15 protein-coding genes are annotated in these 17,149 nt (G+C 65.4%); 13 read left to right on the forward strand and 2 right to left on the reverse strand.

Annotation, left to right across the window (positions count from 1 at the left end; genetic code table 11):
• The first annotated feature begins 70 nt into the window (after positions 1-70).
• From AC0IYU_RS13760 to AC0IYU_RS13815, 12 genes are all read left to right on the forward strand, one after another.
• Complete coding sequence (locus tag AC0IYU_RS13760) at positions 71-1,048, forward strand: tripartite tricarboxylate transporter substrate binding protein (protein ID WP_472117627.1); 978 nt, start codon at positions 71-73, stop codon at positions 1,046-1,048.
• Complete coding sequence (locus AC0IYU_RS13765) at positions 1,045-2,124, forward strand: lactonase family protein (RefSeq protein WP_472117630.1); 1,080 nt, start codon at positions 1,045-1,047, stop codon at positions 2,122-2,124. Before AC0IYU_RS13760 ends, AC0IYU_RS13765 begins: the two co-directional genes overlap by 4 nt.
• Positions 2,125-2,177: 53 nt before the next feature.
• Positions 2,178-3,173, forward strand: a complete 996-nt coding sequence (locus tag AC0IYU_RS13770; protein ID WP_472117633.1) for a Bug family tripartite tricarboxylate transporter substrate binding protein — start codon at positions 2,178-2,180, stop codon at positions 3,171-3,173.
• A gap of 127 nt (positions 3,174-3,300) precedes the next feature.
• Positions 3,301-4,152 carry an archaetidylserine decarboxylase gene (asd, locus tag AC0IYU_RS13775; RefSeq protein WP_472117636.1) on the forward strand — a complete coding sequence of 284 codons (852 nt, stop codon included), beginning with the start codon at positions 3,301-3,303 and terminating at the stop codon, positions 4,150-4,152.
• A 189-nt stretch (positions 4,153-4,341) separates the two neighbouring features.
• Positions 4,342-4,794, forward strand: a complete 453-nt coding sequence (locus AC0IYU_RS13780; protein WP_472117639.1) for a winged helix-turn-helix transcriptional regulator — start codon at positions 4,342-4,344, stop codon at positions 4,792-4,794.
• An 85-nt stretch (positions 4,795-4,879) separates the two neighbouring features.
• Positions 4,880-5,230 (forward strand): FKBP-type peptidyl-prolyl cis-trans isomerase, encoded by a 351-nt coding sequence (locus AC0IYU_RS13785; protein WP_472117642.1) that lies wholly within the window; start codon positions 4,880-4,882, stop codon positions 5,228-5,230.
• A 162-nt stretch (positions 5,231-5,392) separates the two neighbouring features.
• Positions 5,393-5,965, forward strand: a complete 573-nt coding sequence (gene grpE / locus AC0IYU_RS13790) for a nucleotide exchange factor GrpE (RefSeq protein ID WP_472117644.1) — start codon at positions 5,393-5,395, stop codon at positions 5,963-5,965.
• 119 nt (positions 5,966-6,084) lie between these two features.
• Complete coding sequence (gene dnaK / locus AC0IYU_RS13795; protein WP_472117646.1) at positions 6,085-8,025, forward strand: molecular chaperone DnaK; 1,941 nt, start codon at positions 6,085-6,087, stop codon at positions 8,023-8,025.
• Between the two features lie 108 nt (positions 8,026-8,133).
• On the forward strand, positions 8,134-9,273 hold the full coding sequence (gene dnaJ, locus AC0IYU_RS13800; protein ID WP_435435534.1) for a molecular chaperone DnaJ: 1,140 nt from the start codon (positions 8,134-8,136) through the stop codon (positions 9,271-9,273).
• A gap of 788 nt (positions 9,274-10,061) precedes the next feature.
• The gene (locus AC0IYU_RS13805; RefSeq protein ID WP_472117648.1) at positions 10,062-11,984 is read left to right on the forward strand and encodes a PrkA family serine protein kinase; all 1,923 of its coding nucleotides are present in this window, start codon (positions 10,062-10,064) and stop codon (positions 11,982-11,984) included.
• A 68-nt stretch (positions 11,985-12,052) separates the two neighbouring features.
• Positions 12,053-13,345: a YeaH/YhbH family protein gene (locus AC0IYU_RS13810; protein WP_435483316.1), complete on the forward strand. Its 1,293-nt coding sequence runs from the start codon at positions 12,053-12,055 to the stop codon at positions 13,343-13,345.
• Positions 13,342-14,901, forward strand: a complete 1,560-nt coding sequence (locus tag AC0IYU_RS13815; protein ID WP_472117651.1) for a SpoVR family protein — start codon at positions 13,342-13,344, stop codon at positions 14,899-14,901. The genes AC0IYU_RS13810 and AC0IYU_RS13815 overlap by 4 nt, the downstream gene beginning before the upstream one ends.
• A 7-nt stretch (positions 14,902-14,908) precedes the next feature.
• Here AC0IYU_RS13815 and aroQ read toward each other — a convergent pair whose 3' ends face one another.
• Positions 14,909-15,349 (reverse strand): type II 3-dehydroquinate dehydratase, encoded by a 441-nt coding sequence (aroQ, locus tag AC0IYU_RS13820; protein ID WP_472117653.1) that lies wholly within the window; start codon positions 15,347-15,349, stop codon positions 14,909-14,911.
• A 40-nt stretch (positions 15,350-15,389) separates the two neighbouring features.
• The gene (locus tag AC0IYU_RS13825) at positions 15,390-16,361 is read right to left on the reverse strand and encodes a LysR family transcriptional regulator (RefSeq protein WP_472117655.1); all 972 of its coding nucleotides are present in this window, start codon (positions 16,359-16,361) and stop codon (positions 15,390-15,392) included.
• A gap of 109 nt (positions 16,362-16,470) precedes the next feature.
• Between AC0IYU_RS13825 and AC0IYU_RS13830 the strand changes: the two genes are divergently transcribed.
• Positions 16,471-17,142: a Rieske 2Fe-2S domain-containing protein gene (locus AC0IYU_RS13830; protein WP_472117658.1), complete on the forward strand. Its 672-nt coding sequence runs from the start codon at positions 16,471-16,473 to the stop codon at positions 17,140-17,142.
• Positions 17,143-17,149: the final 7 nt, after the last annotated feature.

Here is a 17,149-nt window from a genome sequence, read left to right on the forward strand (position 1 = left end):
ACAGCGAGGAAGCCCCAAGAGGAAAAAACCCGGGGCTGAAGGATCAGATCAACCACGGAGACAAGACATCATGAAAAGAAGCCAATTCGTTCGCGGCGTGGCCGCCCTCTCGGCCACCGCGGCCCTGTCGCTCGGCCTGGCCGCGCCGGCCGCCGCGCAAGCAGAGTTTCCGAGCCGCACCATCGAGCTGCTGGTGCCCTACCAGCCCGGCGGCGGCACCGACGGCCTGGCGCGCGCCTTCTCGGAGGCCAGCCGCAAGCACACCTCGCAGAGCATCGTGATCGTCAACCGCCCCGGCGCGGGCGGCGCCATCGGCTGGACCGAGGTCATCAACGCCAAGCCCGACGGCTACAAGCTCGCGGTGCTCACCGTCGAACTGCTGACGCTGCCGCACCTGGGCCTGGCCAAGTTCAACTACGACGACTTCCAGCCCATCGCGCAGCTCAACGCCGACCCCGCCGCCATCACGGTGAAGGCCGACGCGCCGTGGAACACCATCGAGGAGCTCCTGGCCGCCGCGAAGAAGTCGCCCGAGAGTGTGCGCGTGGGCAACTCGGGCAACGGCTCGATCTGGCACCTGGCGGCCGCGGCCCTCGAGGACAAGACCGGCGCCAAGTTCGGCCACATTCCGTTCCAGGGCGCCGCACCCGCGGTGCTGGCGCTGCTGGGCGGCCACATCGAGGCCGTGGCGGTGAGCCCGGCCGAGGTCACCACGCACGTGCAGGGCGGCAAGCTCAAGGTGCTGATGGTGATGGCCGACAAGCGCGTGAAGGGCTTCGAGAAGGTGCCCACCGCCAAGGAGCGCGGCATCGACCTGTCGATCGGCACCTGGCGCGGCCTCGGCGCGCCGAAGAACACGCCGCCCGAAGTGATGGCCAAGCTGCGCGAGATCACCGCGAAGACCGCCGCCGAGCCGCTGATGCACGAGGTGATGGACAAGCAGAACCTGGGCTACGTCTACACCGACGGCGCGGTGTTCAAGGAAACGCTGGCCAAGGACAACGTGTACTTCAAGCAGCTGATCACCAAGCTCAACATCAAGCCATGAGCCTTACCGCCGTGAAAGCGACGGTGGCGTCGCTGCTGTGCCTGGCCGCCATCGGCCGGGTCTCGGCGGCCACCTGGGTCTACGTGGCCAACGCCGACAGCCAGGAAATCTCGGTGCTGGAGCTCGACCGTACGCAGGGCGCGCTCAAGCCGGTGCAGACGCTGAACGTCGGCGGCACGGTGATGCCGATGGTGGTGAGCCGCGACAAGCGCGTGCTGTACGCCGCGCTGCGCTCGCAGCCGTTTCGCGTGACCGCGCTGTCGATCGACGGCGCCACCGGCCAGCTGCGCAAGCTCGGCGAGGCGCCGCTGGCCGACAGCATGGCCAACATCGACCTGGACGCCACCGGCAAATGGCTGTTCGCGGCCTCCTACCAGGGCGGCAAGATCTCGGTGAACGCGATCGGCAAGGACGGCGCGGTGGGCGCGATCCAGCAGCTGATACAGACCGGGCCGAACGCGCACGCCATTCACGCGGACGCGAGCAACCGCTTCGTGCTGGCCACCAGCCTGGGCGGCGACAACGTGTCGAGCTGGCGCTTCGACGCAGACAAGGGGCTGCTGTCGGCCAACGATCCGCCTTTGACGAACACGGCCGCGAAGTCGGGCCCGCGCCACTTCGTGTGGGACAAGGCGCAGCGCCACGTCTACCTGCTCGATGAGCTCGATGCGGCACTGCACGTGTACGCATGGGACGCCGCGCGCGGGACGCTCAAGCTCGAACAAAGCACCACCGCGCTGCCGGCCGGCTTTGCCGGCAAGCCCTGGGCGGCCGACCTGCACCTGACGCCGGACGGGCGCTACCTGTATGCCTCGGAGCGCACGTCGAGCACGCTGTCGGCCTTCAAGGTCGACGCCGCCACGGGGCAGTTGCAGCCGCTCGGCCAGACACCGACCGAGAAGGGCCCGCGCGGCTTCGCGATCGACGCCACCGGGCGCTACCTGATCGCCGCGGGGCAGGAGTCGAACGGCGTCTCGATGTACGCCATCGACGCCGACACCGGCGCGCTGGGCAAGCCGCAGAACCTGGACGTGGGCAAGAACCCGAACTGGATCGAGATCGTCGACCTGCCCTGACCGGGCACGCGGACCCGCGACGCCACCACACCCAACCATCAGGAGACATTCACATGCAACGCCGCACCCTCATTCGCACCGCCCTCGCCTCTTCACTGGCCGCCGGCCTGCCGGCCGCCTTCGCGCAGAGCAGCAACAACTGGCCCACGGGCAAGGCCATCACCTACCTCGTGCCCTTTCCGGCCGGCGGCACCACCGACGTGCTGGGCCGGCTGATTGCGCAAAAGCTCGGCCCGGTGCTGGGCACGAGCGTGATCATCGACAACAAGGGCGGCGCCGGCGGCAGCGTGGGCTCCGAAGTGGGCTCGCGCGCGGCGCCGGACGGCTTCACGCTGGTGGGCGGCACCGTCAGTTCGCATGCGATCAACGTGAGCCTGTATCCGAAGATCGGCTACGACCCGATCAAGTCGTTCGCCCCGGTGACGCTCATCGGCACCAACCCGGTGGTGCTGGTGGTGAGCCAGTCGAGCCCCTACAAGACGCTGAAGGAGGTGATTGCCGCGAGCAAGGCCAAGTCGGGCGGGCTCTCGTCGGCCTCGGCCGGCACCGGCACCTCGCAGCACCTGGCGCTGGAACTGCTGGCCTTCAAGTCGGGCGTGAAGTTCACGCACATTCCGTACAAGGGCAGCGGCCCGGCCATCCAGGACGCGATCGGCGGCCAGGTCGACATGATGTTCGACACCACGGTGGTGGCGGGCCCGCACATCCAGAGCGGCAAGCTGCGCGCCATCGCGGTCACCTCCTCCAAGCGCCTGGCCTCGATGCCCGACGTGCCGACGGTGGCCGAGTCCGGCGTGCCGGGCCTGGAGAACTTCGAGGTGGCGTCCTGGCAGGCGATCTTCGTGCCCGCGGGCACGCCGGCACCGGTGGTCGACAAGCTGCACACCGAGATCCGCAAGATCCTTGCAACGCCCGAGATGCAGGACAAGCTCAAGGGCTTCGGCATGGAGCCGGCCGACCTGAGCACCACGCAGATCGCGGCGTTCCAGAAGGCCGAAGTGGAAAAGTGGGCGCAGGTCATCAAGGCGGCGGGGATCAAGGCCGACTGATTTTTGGCTGGGGGGCGCCGCATCCGAAGGCTCGGGGCCGCCCGAACCAAGGGAAGCTTCCTACGCGCGCGCCAGGGAGCGCTTTATAGAATGCCCCTCCAAATCCAGAATTCCAGGCCCTCCCCACGTGTCCGACCGCTCCGCTGTACTGCCCCAATACCTGTTCCCGAAACAGGCACTGACCAATTTCGCCGGCTGGGTCGCGGGCAAGGAGCGGGGCGCTGTCACGACGTGGATCATCCGGCGCTTCGTGGCCAAGTACGACGTGAACATGGGTGAGGCGCTCGAGTCGGACATCCATTTCTACAAGAGCTTCAACCAGTTCTTCACGCGGGCACTGAAGCCCGGCGCGCGGCCGCTGGCGCAGGCCGACCTGGTGTGCCCCGTCGACGGGGCCATCAGCCAGTTCGGCCCCATCGAGGGCGACCAGATCTTCCAGGCCAAGGGCCACAACTACACGACCACCGCGCTGGTCGGCGGCGACGCCACGCTGGCCGCCAAGTTCGCGCACGGCAGCTTCGCCACGCTGTATCTGAGCCCCAAGGACTACCACCGCATCCACATGCCCTGCGACGGGCGGCTGGTGCGCATGATCCACGTGCCGGGCGACCTGTTCTCGGTGAACCCCACCACGGCGCGCGGCGTGCCCGGACTCTTTGCGCGCAACGAGCGCGTGGTGTGCGTCTTCGAATCGGCGCACGGCCCCTTCGTGCTGGTGCTGGTCGGCGCCACCATCGTCGGCAGCATGGCCACCGTGTGGCATGGCGTGGTCAACCCGCCGCGCGTGGGCGAGCTGCGCGAGTGGCACTACAACGACCAGCAGATCGACATCCGCAAGGGCGACGAGATGGGCCGGTTCTTGCTGGGCTCCACCGTCGTCATGCTGTTCCCTGCGCCGCCGATGGCGTTCAATTCCGACTGGTCGCCAGGCCGCGCGATCCGTCTGGGCGAAGCCATGGCCGATTACACCGGCGTGTGACGCCAATTTGTGAAGCTTTGTCTCACAACCCGCATGCAGCATGCCCTGACAGCTATAAAACTAGTAGCATCTTCTTCCTTTGCGCTATAGTCGCCGGCCAACGAGACGGTCCGTAAACCACCACAAGAAAACGAGACACCGGCCGGCCCTCAGGCGGGTGGCTCGTCCAGCTTCGAGGAGATGATGTCGATGAGTACCAAGGAAAACGCAGCCGTCAGCCAGTTGCTCGCCCTGCTCGAAGCCCGCTACGCGCTGCGCGTGCTCTGGGCCCTGCGCGACGGCCATGCCCAGACCTTCCGCCTGCTGCAGGACAGCGTGGGCGGCATCACTCCCAATACGCTGAACACCCGCATCAAGGAACTGCGCGAGGCCGGCATCGTCGGCCACGGCAGCGACGGCTACAGCCTCACGCTGAGCGGGCAGGACCTGCTCAAGCGCCTGTCCGACCTGCAGGCCTTTGCCGGCAAATGGCAGTTGGGGCAGATCAAGAAGGCGGCGGCACCGGCGCCTGCCGCACCGGTCGCAGCCCCCGCAGCCCCCGCTTCCCAGCCCGCCGCCCACGTGCCGGCACCCTCCGCCGCACCCTCGACAGCCCCGGCGCCGGTGGCCGCCCCGCCCGCCGACGACAGCGGCAACAGCTGACGCACGCCAAGGCGCCTCGCGCGGCCTCGGTAAACTCCCCGCCTTCGATCTCATTCACATCCATTCGACGCAAGGAGCGTTTCTCATGCCTACCACCCCCTCCGGCCTGCAATACGAAGACACCGAAGTCGGCACCGGCGCTGAAGCCAAGGCCGGCCAGCACGTGCACGTGCACTACACCGGCTGGCTCTTCAACGACGGCGTGCAAGGCGCCAAGTTCGACTCCAGCCGCGACCGCAACGACCCGTTCGCGTTCTCGCTGGGCGCCGGCCAGGTCATCAAGGGCTGGGACGAAGGCGTGGCCGGCATGAAGATCGGCGGCAAGCGCACGCTGGTCATTCCCGCGGCACTGGGCTATGGCGCCCGCGGCGCCGGCGGCGTGATTCCCCCGAACGCCACGCTGAAGTTCGACGTCGAGCTGCTCGACGCGCACTAAGCCTTCCCCGACATGGCTCCAAGGCCCGGTTCCGGGCCTTTTTCATGTCCGGGAGGCACTGAAACGGCCCTTTTCGATGCATTTTTTCGCTTGAAATGCATTCGGCCAGCCCCAAGTGGCTGGCTACCGTTTGTTTTCCGGTTCGCGCCGGTTCTTTGAAAAATGTCTGACCCGCAACAATCCGCACAGAATTCGCAAATGCTGCAAGGCGAGCCCAGTCCCGAAGAACTGGAGGCTGCGCACGCCGCCAACGAAGCCGACGCCCTCGCCGCCCTGGCGCAGGCCCAAGCTGAACTGGCTGCCCTCCAGGCCAAGAACACCGAGCTGGCCGACCAGTACCTGCGCGCGCAGGCCGACGTGCAGAACGCCCGCCGCCGCGCCGACGACGAGATCACCAAGGCCCGCAAGTTCGCTGTCGAAGCGTTCGCCGAGAGCCTGCTGCCGGTGACCGACAGCCTGGAAGCCGGCCTTGCCATCAAGGACGCCACGCCCGAGCAGATCCGCGAAGGCGCCGAAGCCACGCTGCGCCAGCTGAAGAGCGCGCTCGAACGCAACAAGGTGATCGAAGTGGCGCCGGCCGCCGGCACCAGGTTCGACCCGCACCAGCACCAGGCCATCTCGGTGGTGCCCGCCGAGCAGGAACCCAACACTGTGGTGAGCGTGCTGCAGAAGGGCTACACCATCAACGAGCGCGTGCTGCGCCCGGCGCTGGTGACGGTCAGCGCGCCGAAGTAAGCGGATTGCACCCGCACACAAGATTCCCACAGGAAATCCCCGCTTCATCCCCTTGAATCGCGCCGGGTTATCCACAAGTTCATAACAACATATTTTTCAGGCTTTCAGGAGTAAAGAACATGGCAAAGATCATCGGCATCGACCTCGGCACCACCAACTCGTGCGTGTCGATCATGGAAGGCAACACCACGCGTGTGATCGAGAACTCGGAAGGTGCCCGCACCACGCCGTCGATCGTCGCGTACCAGGAAGACGGTGAAGTCCTGGTCGGTGCCTCGGCCAAGCGCCAGGCCGTCACCAACCCCAAGAACACGCTGTACGCGATCAAGCGTTTGATCGGGCGCAAGTTCGAGGAAAAGGAAGTGCAGAAGGACATCGACCTGATGCCCTACACCATCGCCAAGGCCGACAACGGCGACGCATGGGTCGAGGTGCGCGGCAAGAAGATGGCCCCGCAGCAGGTCAGCGCCGACATCCTGCGCAAGATGAAGAAGACCGCCGAAGACTACCTCGGCGAGACCATCACCGAGGCCGTGATCACGGTGCCAGCGTACTTCAACGACGCCCAGCGCCAGGCCACGAAAGACGCCGGCCGCATCGCGGGCCTGGACGTCAAGCGCATCATCAACGAGCCCACCGCTGCTGCCCTGGCCTTCGGCCTGGACAAGCAGGACAAGGCCGACCGCAAGATCGCCGTGTATGACCTGGGCGGCGGCACCTTCGACGTGTCGATCATCGAAATCGCCGACGTGGACGGCGAGAAGCAGTTCGAAGTGCTGTCGACCAACGGCGACACCTTCCTGGGCGGCGAAGACTTCGACCAGCGCATCATCGACTACATCATTGCCGAGTTCAAGAAGGAACAGGGCGTCGACCTGAGCAAGGACGTGCTCGCCCTGCAGCGCCTGAAGGAAGCCGCTGAGAAGGCCAAGATCGAACTGTCGAACAGCGCGCAGACCGACATCAACCTGCCCTACATCACGGCCGATGCCTCGGGTCCGAAGCACCTGAACATCAAGCTCACCCGCGCCAAGCTGGAAAGCCTGGTCGACGAGCTGGTCGAGCGCACCATCGCCCCCTGCCGCCTGGCCATCAAGGACGCCGGCATCAGCGTGAGCGACATCAACGACGTGATCCTGGTCGGGGGGATGACCCGCATGCCCAAGGTGCAGGAAAAGGTGAAGGCCTTCTTCGGCAAGGAACCGCGCAAGGACGTGAACCCCGACGAAGCCGTGGCCGTCGGCGCCGCCATCCAGGGCCAGGTGCTCTCGGGCGACCGCAAGGACGTGCTGCTGCTCGACGTGACCCCGCTGTCGCTGGGCATCGAGACCATGGGCGGCGTGATGACCAAGATGATCACGAAGAACACCACGATCCCGACGAAGTTCGCACAGACCTTCTCGACGGCCGAAGACAACCAGCCGGCCGTGACCATCAAGGTGTTCCAGGGCGAACGCGAGATCGCCTCGGGCAACAAGGCGCTGGGCGAATTCAACCTCGAAGGCATTCCGCCGGCATCGCGCGGCACGCCGCAGATCGAGGTGAGCTTCGACATCGACGCCAACGGCATCCTGCATGTGGGCGCCAAGGACAAGGGCACCGGCAAGGAAAACAAGATCACCATCAAGGCGAACTCGGGCCTCTCCGAAGACGAGATCCAGAAGATGGTGAAGGACGCCGAGCTCAACGCCGAAGACGACAAGAAGAAGCTCGAGATCGTGCAGGCCCGCAACCAGGGCGAGGCCATGGTGCACAGCGTGAAGAAGTCGCTGGGCGAACATGGTGCAAGCCTGGAAGCCGCCGAGAAGGAAGCGATCGAAGCCGCGATCAAGGACGTGGAAGAAGCCCTCAAGGGTGAAGACAAGGCCGCGATCGAGGAAAAGACCAACACGCTGATGACCGCCAGCCAGAAGCTCGGCGAGAAGATGTACGCGGAATCGCAGGCCGCTGCCGCCGGTGCTTCGGCCGCTTCGGGCCCGGGTGGCGCGGAAGCTGCTGCGCATGCGCAGGCCGACGACAACGTGGTCGACGCCGAAGTCAAGGAAGTCAAGAAGGGCTGATTCCCAGCCGCTTGACCAAGGCTGGATCACCCTGCGGGGTGCTCCAGCCTTTCTCGCTTCAAGTCACCCGAGTTCCAGCTGTCTCCCGAGCCCCCTGATCGACCTGCCATGGCCACCAAACGCGACTATTACGAAACCCTCGGCGTCCCCAAGAACGCGAGCGAGGAAGAAATCAAGAAGGCTTATCGCAAGCTTGCGATGAAGCACCACCCGGACCGAAACCATGGCGACACCAGCAAGGACGCCGAGGCCAAGTTCAAGGAGGTGAAGGAAGCGTACGAAATGCTGTCCGACGGACAGAAGCGCGCGGCCTACGACCAGTACGGCCATGCGGGGGTGGACCCCAACATGCGCGGCGGCCCAGGCGCGGAAGGCTTCGGCGGCTTCGCGGAGGCCTTCGGCGACATCTTCGGCGACGTGTTCGGCGGCGCCCGCGGCGGGCGTACCAGCAGCGGGCGCCAGGTGTTCCGCGGCAGCGACCTGAGCTATGCGATGGAAATCACGCTCGAGGAAGCCGCGGAAGGCAAGACCACCGAGATCCGCATTCCCACCTGGGACGAGTGCGACACCTGCCATGGCTCCGGCGCCAAGCCGGGCACCAAGCCCATCACCTGCACGACGTGCCACGGCGCGGGCGCGGTGCAGATGCGCCAGGGCTTCTTCAGCGTGCAGCAGACCTGCCCCACCTGCCACGGCAGCGGCAAGATCATTCCCGAGCCCTGCACCGTGTGCCACGGCCAGGGCAAGATCAAGCGCAACAAGACGCTCGAAGTGAAGATCCGCGCGGGCATCGACGACGGCCAGCGCATGCGCGTCACGGGCAGCGGCGAGCCCGGTGTGAACGGCGGCCCACCGGGCGACCTGTACATCGAGATCCGGCTCAAGAAGCACGAGATCTTCGAGCGAGACGGCGACAACCTGCACTGCGTGGTACCCGTGAGCATGACCACGGCGGCGCTGGGCGGCGAGATCAACGTGCCCACCCTCAAGGGCGCCGCGGCCATCGACATTCCCGAAGGCACGCAAAGCGGCAAGCAGTTCCGTCTGCGCGGCAAGGGCATCAAGGGTGTGAACTCGAGCTACCCGGGCGACCTGTACTGCCATGTGCGCGTCGAGACGCCGGTGAAGCTCACCGAGCACCAGCGCAAGGTGCTGAAAGAGCTCGACGAGTCGCTCAAGAAGGGCGGCGAGAAGCACAGCCCGACCGACAAGGGCTGGTTCGACAAGGCGAAGGAATTCTTCAGCTGAGCCAGTGGAGTCAGTGCCGGGGCGGGCTTGTCCACCCCCGAGCACCAAAGGCGTGCAGAAACAGGACCGACTCCTTGTTCATGACGCGTCGGGCGATGGTGCAGCGCGCCATGCCCCCTTTCTCTTCTGACATGTAACACCAGCGGCCCCATTCCTGAGGGTTGCATCGTCCTCCCGGAAGGGCCGCTCCGCGGCCCTTTTGCACGTCTGGCGCTTCAGCGCGGTGCATTCGCGTGCCTGCACAGTCCTCGCAGCACCAAAAACGCACCTTTCGCACGTCTCTGACCACGTCGGGCTGCATCCGCGCCGCGTTCCCCCGCGTACAAGCCCTGAGACGCTCCTGCAGAAGTGGCGCGAGGATTGCTTTTATATTTTTTTCGGATGTGCAATAAACCAAACGGCAGGTCGCGCGTTATTGAAGAAGACACCTTTTTTATTGAGCGCGCAGGCTCAATAGGCAGTGCTTTCCCGGAGAAACATAAAAATGGACGATAGCCATTCGTCATAGGCGTTTCACCCGGGGAGAATTACGAAAGCGAGCTTTTGAATTTAACTGAAATTTGAAAAATCGTTCTGCGTTTTTCGAGGAACTTTACTCAGCGACGTGGTTCTGATTTAACAAATGATTTGCCAGGTTCAATCTTTGCTTTATGCTGATTGTTAGCAGAATGTTGTAAGGGGAGTTTTCCGCGGCATGCAGTCAAGGGCAGGCACACCTCCAAAGTTGCGCATCGCCTCAGCTGCAGGCTTTCGGGCCAAAAGCCCACTGTCTTGATGGAGGCGTGACCATGGATGTGATCAGCAACTTTGCCGCCCGCTACGAGCGAACCCGCGAGGAAGTCATCTCGCTGCAGGAGTACCTCGACACCTGCAAGCGAGATCGCACGGCATACGCCACGGCCTCGGAGCGCATGCTCAAGGCCATCGGCGAGCCCGAACTGTTGGATACCCGAAACGACCCGCGTCTTTCGCGCATCTTCGCCAACAAGGTCATCAAGATCTATCCGGCGTTCAAGGAGTTCTATGGCATGGAAGAAGCCATAGAACAGGTGGTGTCCTATTTCCGCCACGCCGCGCAGGGGCTGGAAGAAAAGAAGCAAATCCTTTACCTGCTCGGACCGGTCGGCGGCGGCAAGAGTTCGATCGCGGAGCGCCTGAAGCAGCTCATGGAACACGTGCCCTTCTACGCCATCCAGGGCTCGCCGGTCAATGAATCCCCGCTCGGGCTGTTCGACACGATCGAAGACGGCGAGATTCTTGAAAAGGAATACGGCATTCCCCGCCGCTACCTGAACCGAATTCTCTCGCCCTGGGCCGTCAAGCGGCTCGAGGAGTACGGCGGGGACATCCGCCAGTTCAAGGTCGTCAAGCGCTACCCGTCGGTGCTGCGGCAGATCGCGGTGGCCAAGACCGAGCCAGGGGACGAGAACAACCAGGACATTTCCTCGCTGGTCGGCAAGGTGGACATCCGCAAGCTGGAGACCTATGCCCAGGACGACCCGGACGCCTACGCCTACTCCGGCGGCCTGTGCCTGGCCAACCAGGGGCTGCTGGAGTTTGTGGAAATGTTCAAGGCGCCCATCAAGGTGCTGCACCCCCTGCTGACCGCCACCCAGGAAAGCAACTTCAAGGGAACCGAAGGCTTCGGCGCGATTCCGTTCGACGGCATCGTGCTGGCCCACAGCAACGAGAGCGAGTGGAAGGCCTTCCGCAACAACAAGAACAACGAGGCTTTCCTCGACCGGATCTATATCGTCAAGGTGCCCTACTGCCTGCGCGCCTCCGAAGAAATCAAGATTTACGAGAAGCTGGTGCGCAACTCGTCGCTGGCGCAGGCGCCCTGCGCCCCGGGAACGCTGCGCATGATGGCCCAGCTCTCGGTGCTCACCCGCCTGAAGGAGCCGGAGAACTCCAGCACCTTCAGCAAGATGCAGGTCTACGACGGCGAAAGCCTGAAGGACACCGACCCCAAGGCCAAGTCGATCCAGGAGTACCGCGACTACGCGGGCGTGGACGAAGGCATGAGCGGTGTATCGACCCGCTTCGCCTTCAAGATCATCTCCAAGGTCTTCAACTTCGACAGCTCCGAAGTGGCCGCGAACCCGGTGCACCTGATGTACGTGCTCGAGCAGCAGATCGAGCGCGAGCAGTTCGCCCCCGAGGTCGAGCAGAAGTACATCAGCTACATCAAGGAACTGCTGGCGCCGCGCTATGCCGAGTTCATCGGCAAGGAAATCCAGACCGCGTATCTGGAGAGCTACAGCGAGTACGGCCAGAACATCTTCGACCGCTACGTGACCTACGCCGACTACTGGATCCAGGACCAGGAGTTCCGCGACGTGGACACCGGCGAGGTGTTCGACCGGGCCTCGCTCAACGGCGAGCTCGAGAAGATCGAACGCCCGGCGGGCATCGGCAACCCCAAGGACTTCCGCAACGAGATCGTCAACTTCGTGCTGCGCGCGCGGGCCGGCAACAGCGGACGCAACCCGGCATGGACCAGCTACGAGAAGCTGCGCTCGGTGATCGAGAAGAAGATGTTCTCCAACACCGAAGAGTTGCTGCCGGTCATCAGCTTCAACACCAAGAGCAGCGCCGACGAGCAGAAGAAGCACGAGGACTTCGTGACGCGCATGGTCGAGAAGGGCTACACCGCCAAGCAGGTGCGCCTGCTCTGCGAGTGGTACCTGCGGGTGCGCAAGAGTTCATAGCGCATAGATAGCCACGGCGCCGCCCAGGCCGTTCTCCCCTCTTCCTTGCAAGGAGCTTTGACACCATCGTGGCCATCCTGCAGCAGATCATCGACCGCCGGCTATCGGGCAAGAACAAGTCCATTGGCAACCGCGAGCGCTTTCTCCGGCGCTACAAGGGGCAGATCCAGGAGGCGGTGCGGCGCGCGGTGAGCGGGCGCAACATCCGCGAGCTGGAGCAAGGCGAAGACGTGACCTTGCCGCGCCACGATGTGTCCGAACCCGTGTTCGGTCACGCCCGGGGCGGCGACCGCGAGTATGTGCACCCGGGCAACCAGGAGTACCTGAAGGGCGACCGCATCAAGCGCCCTGAAGGCGGGAGCGGTGGCGGCTCCGGCAGCGGCGAGGCCGGCGACAGCGGCGAAGGCGACGACGACTTCGTCTTCCGGCTGACGCGCGAGGAGTTCATGCGCGTGTTCTTCGACGACCTGGCGCTGCCGCACCTCATTCGCACGCAGATCGCCGACGTGCCCGAGTGGAAGAGCCACCGCGCCGGCTTCACCAGCGACGGTTCGCCCAACAACCTGCACGTGGTGCGTTCGATGCGCGGGGCGCTGGCACGGCGCATTGCGCTGGGCGGCGAGCCGCGCAAGGAGCTCAAGCGCCTCGAAGCGCACCTGCTCCATCTGCAGCACCATCCGCAAGCGGCAACGGCCTTGATCCAGAAGGAGATCCGCGAGACCGAGGAGCGCATCGAGGAAATGCGCCGCACCATGCGGCGCGTGCCCTACATCGACCCGATCGACCTGCGCTACCGCAACCGCGTGAAGACGCCGGTGCCCAGCGCCAAGGCCGTGATGTTCTGCCTGATGGACGTGTCGGGCTCCATGGACGAGGCGCGCAAGGACATGGCCAAGCGCTTCTTCATGCTGCTGTACATGTTCCTCACGCGGCACTACGAGACCATCGACCTCGTGTTCCTGCGCCACCACACGCAGGCGCAGGAAGTGACGGAAGAAGAGTTCTTCCACGCCACCGAGACCGGCGGCACCGTGGTGTCGAGCGCGCTGGTGCTGATGGACGAGATCATCAAGGCGCGCTACCCCAGCGGCGAATGGAACGTGTATGGCGCGCAGGCCAGCGACGGCGACAACTGGCACCAGGACAGCGGGCGCTGCCGCGAGCTGCTGGTCAACGACATCCTGCCGGTGGTGCGCTACTACGCCTACGTGCAGGTGGCCGAGACCGAGCAGAACCTGTGGCAGGAGTACGCGCAGCTCGAAGGCGTACAGCCCAACTTCGCGATGCGCAAGGTGTCCGACGCGCAGGACATCTACCCGGTTTTCCGCGACCTGTTCAAGAAGGAAGGGGTCACGTCATGAGCACCATCCTCACCCCCGACGCCCTCGACGCACCCGCCGGCCTGCCCCGGCTGGAACGCCTGCCCAGCCCCTCGGACTGGACCTTCGAGCTCATCGAGACCTACCACGCCGAGATCGCCAAGACCGCCCGGGGCTTCGGGCTCGACGTGTACCCCAACCAGCTCGAGGTGATCACCGCCGAGCAGATGATGGACGCCTACGCCAGCGTGGGCATGCCCATGATCTACAGGCACTGGTCGTACGGCAAGCAGTTCATCGCCACCGAGAAGAACTACAAGCGCGGCCACATGGGGCTGGCCTACGAGATCGTCATCAACTCCGATCCGTGCATCGCCTACCTGATGGAGGAGAACACCATGGCCATGCAGGCCCTGGTGATCGCGCATGCGGCCTACGGCCACAACAGCTTCTTCAAGGGCAACTACCTGTTCCGGATGTGGACCGACGCGTCGTCCATCATCGACTACCTGGTCTACGCGCGGCACTACATCGCCGAGTGCGAGGAGCGCCACGGCGTCGATGCGGTGGAAGAACTGCTCGACTCCTGCCATGCGCTGATGAACTACGGCGTCGACCGCTACCGCCGGCCGCAGAAGCGCTCGCTGGCGCAGGAAAGCGCCCAGCGCGCGGAGCGCGAGCGCCACATGCAGCAGCAGGTGAACGACCTGTGGCGCACGCTGCCGCGGCGCAGCGAGCAGGCGGCCGAGTCCGATTCGGCGCGCCGCTTTCCGTCGGAGCCGCAGGAGAACCTGCTGTACTTCATCGAGAAGAACGCCGCGCTGCTCGAACCCTGGCAGCGCGAGGTGGTGCGCATCGTGCGCAAGATCGCGCAGTACTTCTATCCGCAGCGCCAGACCCAGGTGATGAACGAAGGCTGGGCCACGTTCTGGCACTACACGCTGCTCAACACCATGTACGACCGCGGGCAACTGGCCGACGGCTTCATGATGGAATGGCTCAGCTCGCACACCGGCGTGATCTACCAGCCGCCCGTGGGGCACCGCGCCTACAGCGGCATCAACCCCTATGCGCTGGGCTTTGCGATGTTCACCGAGCTGCGCCGCATCTGCGAGAAGCCCACCGAGGAAGACCGCCGCTGGTTCCCCGACTTCGCGGGCACCGACTGGGTCAGGACGCTCGACTACGCGATGCGCAACTTCAAGGACGAGAGCTTCATCGGCCAGTTCTTGAGCCCCAAGACCATGCGCGACTTCCGGCTGTTCTCCATTCGCGACTACCAGAGCGAATCGGAGCTGCAGGTGTCCGCCATCCACGACGACAGCGGCTACCAGGCGCTGCGCGAATCGCTCTCCCGGCAGTACGACATCAGCAGCCGCGAGCCCGACATCCAGGTGTGGAACGTGGCCACGCGCGGCGACCGGTCACTCACGCTGCGCCACACGCAGCGCAACAACCTGCCGCTGCACGACGGCGCGGAAGAGGTGCTCAAGCACGTCGCGCGGCTCTGGGGCTTCGACGTGCACCTGGAGAGCATCGACAACGCCGGGCGCATCAGCCGCAGCTGGAAGGCGGCGGCACCCAAGCAGCAGTACTAGCCGGGAATCAGGGCACCAGCGCTGCGATGGCCAGCGTATAGCCCTTCACGCCCAGGCCCACGATGATCCCGCGCGCCGCAGGCGAGATGTACGAGTGGTGGCGGAACTGTTCGCGCGCATGCACGTTCGAGATGTGCAGCTCGATCAGCGGCACGCTCGCGCCCTTGATGGCGTCGTGCAGCGCGATCGACGTGTGCGTGTAGGCGCCGGGGTTCATCACCACGCCCAGCATGGTGCCCGCGGCCACTTCGCGGCCGGCTTCCTGCACCCAGTCGATCAGCACGCCTTCGTGGTTCGACTGGCGGCATTCGATCTCCACACCGAGTTTGGCGCCGGCGTCCTTGCACAGGCGCTCGACGTCGGCCAGCGTGTCGCGTCCGTACTGCTCGGGCTCGCGCGTGCCGAGCAGGTTGAGGTTGGGGCCGTTGAGGACGAGGATTTTCTTCATGATGAACAGCAGGTTCGAAGGCCGGAGCCGGGGGCGCCAATTATGGTCTTGCGGCCGGCTTTCGGCGCCGCCCGGCCGACGAGCCGACGTAGTGGTTGAAAGAGTCGATGTCCACCACGCTGTGCGCCATCAGGTCGACGAAGGCGCGCAGCTTCTGCCCCATGTAGCGCTGGCGCTGGTAGGCGCAGTAGATGCGGCGCGGCTCGGGCTGCCACTGCGGCAGCACCGGCACCAGCACGCCCTGCGCGACCTCGGGTCCGGCGAAAAAGACCGGCAGCAGGGCAATGCCCAGCCCGTCGATGCAGAAGGTCTTCATGACCCAGTGGTCGTTGGTTTCGAACGCGGGCTCCGCGCCGAAGGCGAAGCTGCCTGCGCCCGACAGCAGCAGCACCTGCGAGCGCCCCGACGACGGCTCCTTCATCGCGATCGACTGGTGCCGCGCCAGCTCCTCGGGCGACGACGGCGTGCCGTGGCGCGCCAGGTACTGCGGGCTCGCATAGAGCCCGTAGTTAAGCCGCCCCAGCAGCTTGGCCACGAGGTTCGGCGCATCGGGCGGCTCGGCACACACGTAGCAGTCGACGTCGCCGACCTGCGGCGCATGGGAGCCGCTGGCCACGTCGAGCTGGCAGCGCACGTCCGGGTGCGACGCCAGGAACAGCTTGACCACATGGCAGACGAAGGAGGTGCTGAACTGCGTGTCGGACAGCAGCGAGAGGCGGCCCGACACGCCGGTCGTCAGCGCGTGGATCTCGGTGCTGGCGGCTTCCAGCCGGCCGGTCACTTCGTCGAGCAGTCCTTCCGAACGCACCAGGAAGGCACGGCCGGCCTCGGTGAGCGCCATGCGGCGCGGGCTGCGCATCAGCAGTTGCGCGCCCAGCAGCTCCTCCAGCCGCGTGAGCTGCCGGCTCAGCGTGGCCTTGGACGTGCCCGAGAGGGTTTCCGCCTTGGTGAGGCTGCCGCTCTTTGCGACCAGCACGAAGGCCTCGACCAGCGCGAGATCGATGCGGCTCATGCGAGCCAGCGTTTCAGGAATGAAAAGATGCGTCTCTTCATGTGGCTTTCATCGGTGGGGCGGAAGCGGTACGGTATCACCGGCGCTCCGCCCTGCGACCTCACGACGAATGAACACACCCCCTGCATCCACCTGGCACCCCGTTGCGCCCTCGGCCGACCTGCGCCCCGGCGCCAACATCGTGGCCGGCTTCGCCGAAGGCCAGGAACTCGCGCTCTGGCGCGCCGCCGACGGCAGCCCCCAGGCCTGGGAGAACCGATGCCCGCACCGCAGCGTGCGCTTCACGCTGGGCCAGGTGATCGAGAACCGCCTGGCCTGTGCGTACCACGGCTGGGAATACGCGGCGGGCAGCGGGCAGTGCACGCGCATTCCGGCGCACCCGGCCATGCAGGCGCCGCGCAATGTCTGCGCGAAGACCTTCGCCACCGCAGAGTCTGGGGGCATGCTGTGGGTCCAGCTGTCGCCTGAGGCCTCGCTCGCACCGCCGTCATTGGCCGATGCCGTGCCAGCCGGCTGGCAGTTCTGCCGCACGCTCACATTGCGTTCGCCCGCCAGCACCGTGCGCGAAGCGCTGGCGCAACAAGGTTTTGCAAGCGATGCGACAACGGGCGCCCGGCGCGGCCAACTGGGCGGGGTGGACACCGTCGCGCTCGTCCTCGACGCCCAGCCCCGCCTCGCCTTCGTCCACCTCTGGAGCGACGCTGCCCGTGGCTCAGCCGCCCTGAAGACCCTGCACACCGCCGCCCGCAGCTTGCGCAGCGACATCGAAGCCCTCGGCTGAAAGACAC

It is taken from the genome of Variovorax sp. AC103, assembly GCF_979254005.1.

Bases quoted from the DNA above. Each gene is read 5' to 3' on its own strand.
- AC0IYU_RS13760 (WP_472117627.1), top strand. From the start codon at position 71: ATGAAAAGAAGCCAATTCGTTCGCGGCGTGGCCGCCCTCTCGGCCACC.
- AC0IYU_RS13765 (WP_472117630.1), top strand. From the start codon at position 1,045: ATGAGCCTTACCGCCGTGAAAGCGACGGTGGCGTCGCTGCTGTGCCTG.
- AC0IYU_RS13770 (WP_472117633.1), top strand. From the start codon at position 2,178: ATGCAACGCCGCACCCTCATTCGCACCGCCCTCGCCTCTTCACTGGCC.
- AC0IYU_RS13780 (WP_472117639.1), top strand. From the start codon at position 4,342: ATGAGTACCAAGGAAAACGCAGCCGTCAGCCAGTTGCTCGCCCTGCTC.
- AC0IYU_RS13785 (WP_472117642.1), top strand. From the start codon at position 4,880: ATGCCTACCACCCCCTCCGGCCTGCAATACGAAGACACCGAAGTCGGC.
- grpE (WP_472117644.1), top strand. From the start codon at position 5,393: ATGTCTGACCCGCAACAATCCGCACAGAATTCGCAAATGCTGCAAGGC.
- dnaK (WP_472117646.1), top strand. From the start codon at position 6,085: ATGGCAAAGATCATCGGCATCGACCTCGGCACCACCAACTCGTGCGTG.
- dnaJ (WP_435435534.1), top strand. From the start codon at position 8,134: ATGGCCACCAAACGCGACTATTACGAAACCCTCGGCGTCCCCAAGAAC.
- AC0IYU_RS13805 (WP_472117648.1), top strand. From the start codon at position 10,062: ATGGATGTGATCAGCAACTTTGCCGCCCGCTACGAGCGAACCCGCGAG.
- AC0IYU_RS13815 (WP_472117651.1), top strand. From the start codon at position 13,342: ATGAGCACCATCCTCACCCCCGACGCCCTCGACGCACCCGCCGGCCTG.
- aroQ (WP_472117653.1), bottom strand. From the start codon at position 15,349: ATGAAGAAAATCCTCGTCCTCAACGGCCCCAACCTCAACCTGCTCGGC.
- AC0IYU_RS13825 (WP_472117655.1), bottom strand. From the start codon at position 16,361: ATGAGCCGCATCGATCTCGCGCTGGTCGAGGCCTTCGTGCTGGTCGCA.
- AC0IYU_RS13830 (WP_472117658.1), top strand. From the start codon at position 16,471: ATGAACACACCCCCTGCATCCACCTGGCACCCCGTTGCGCCCTCGGCC.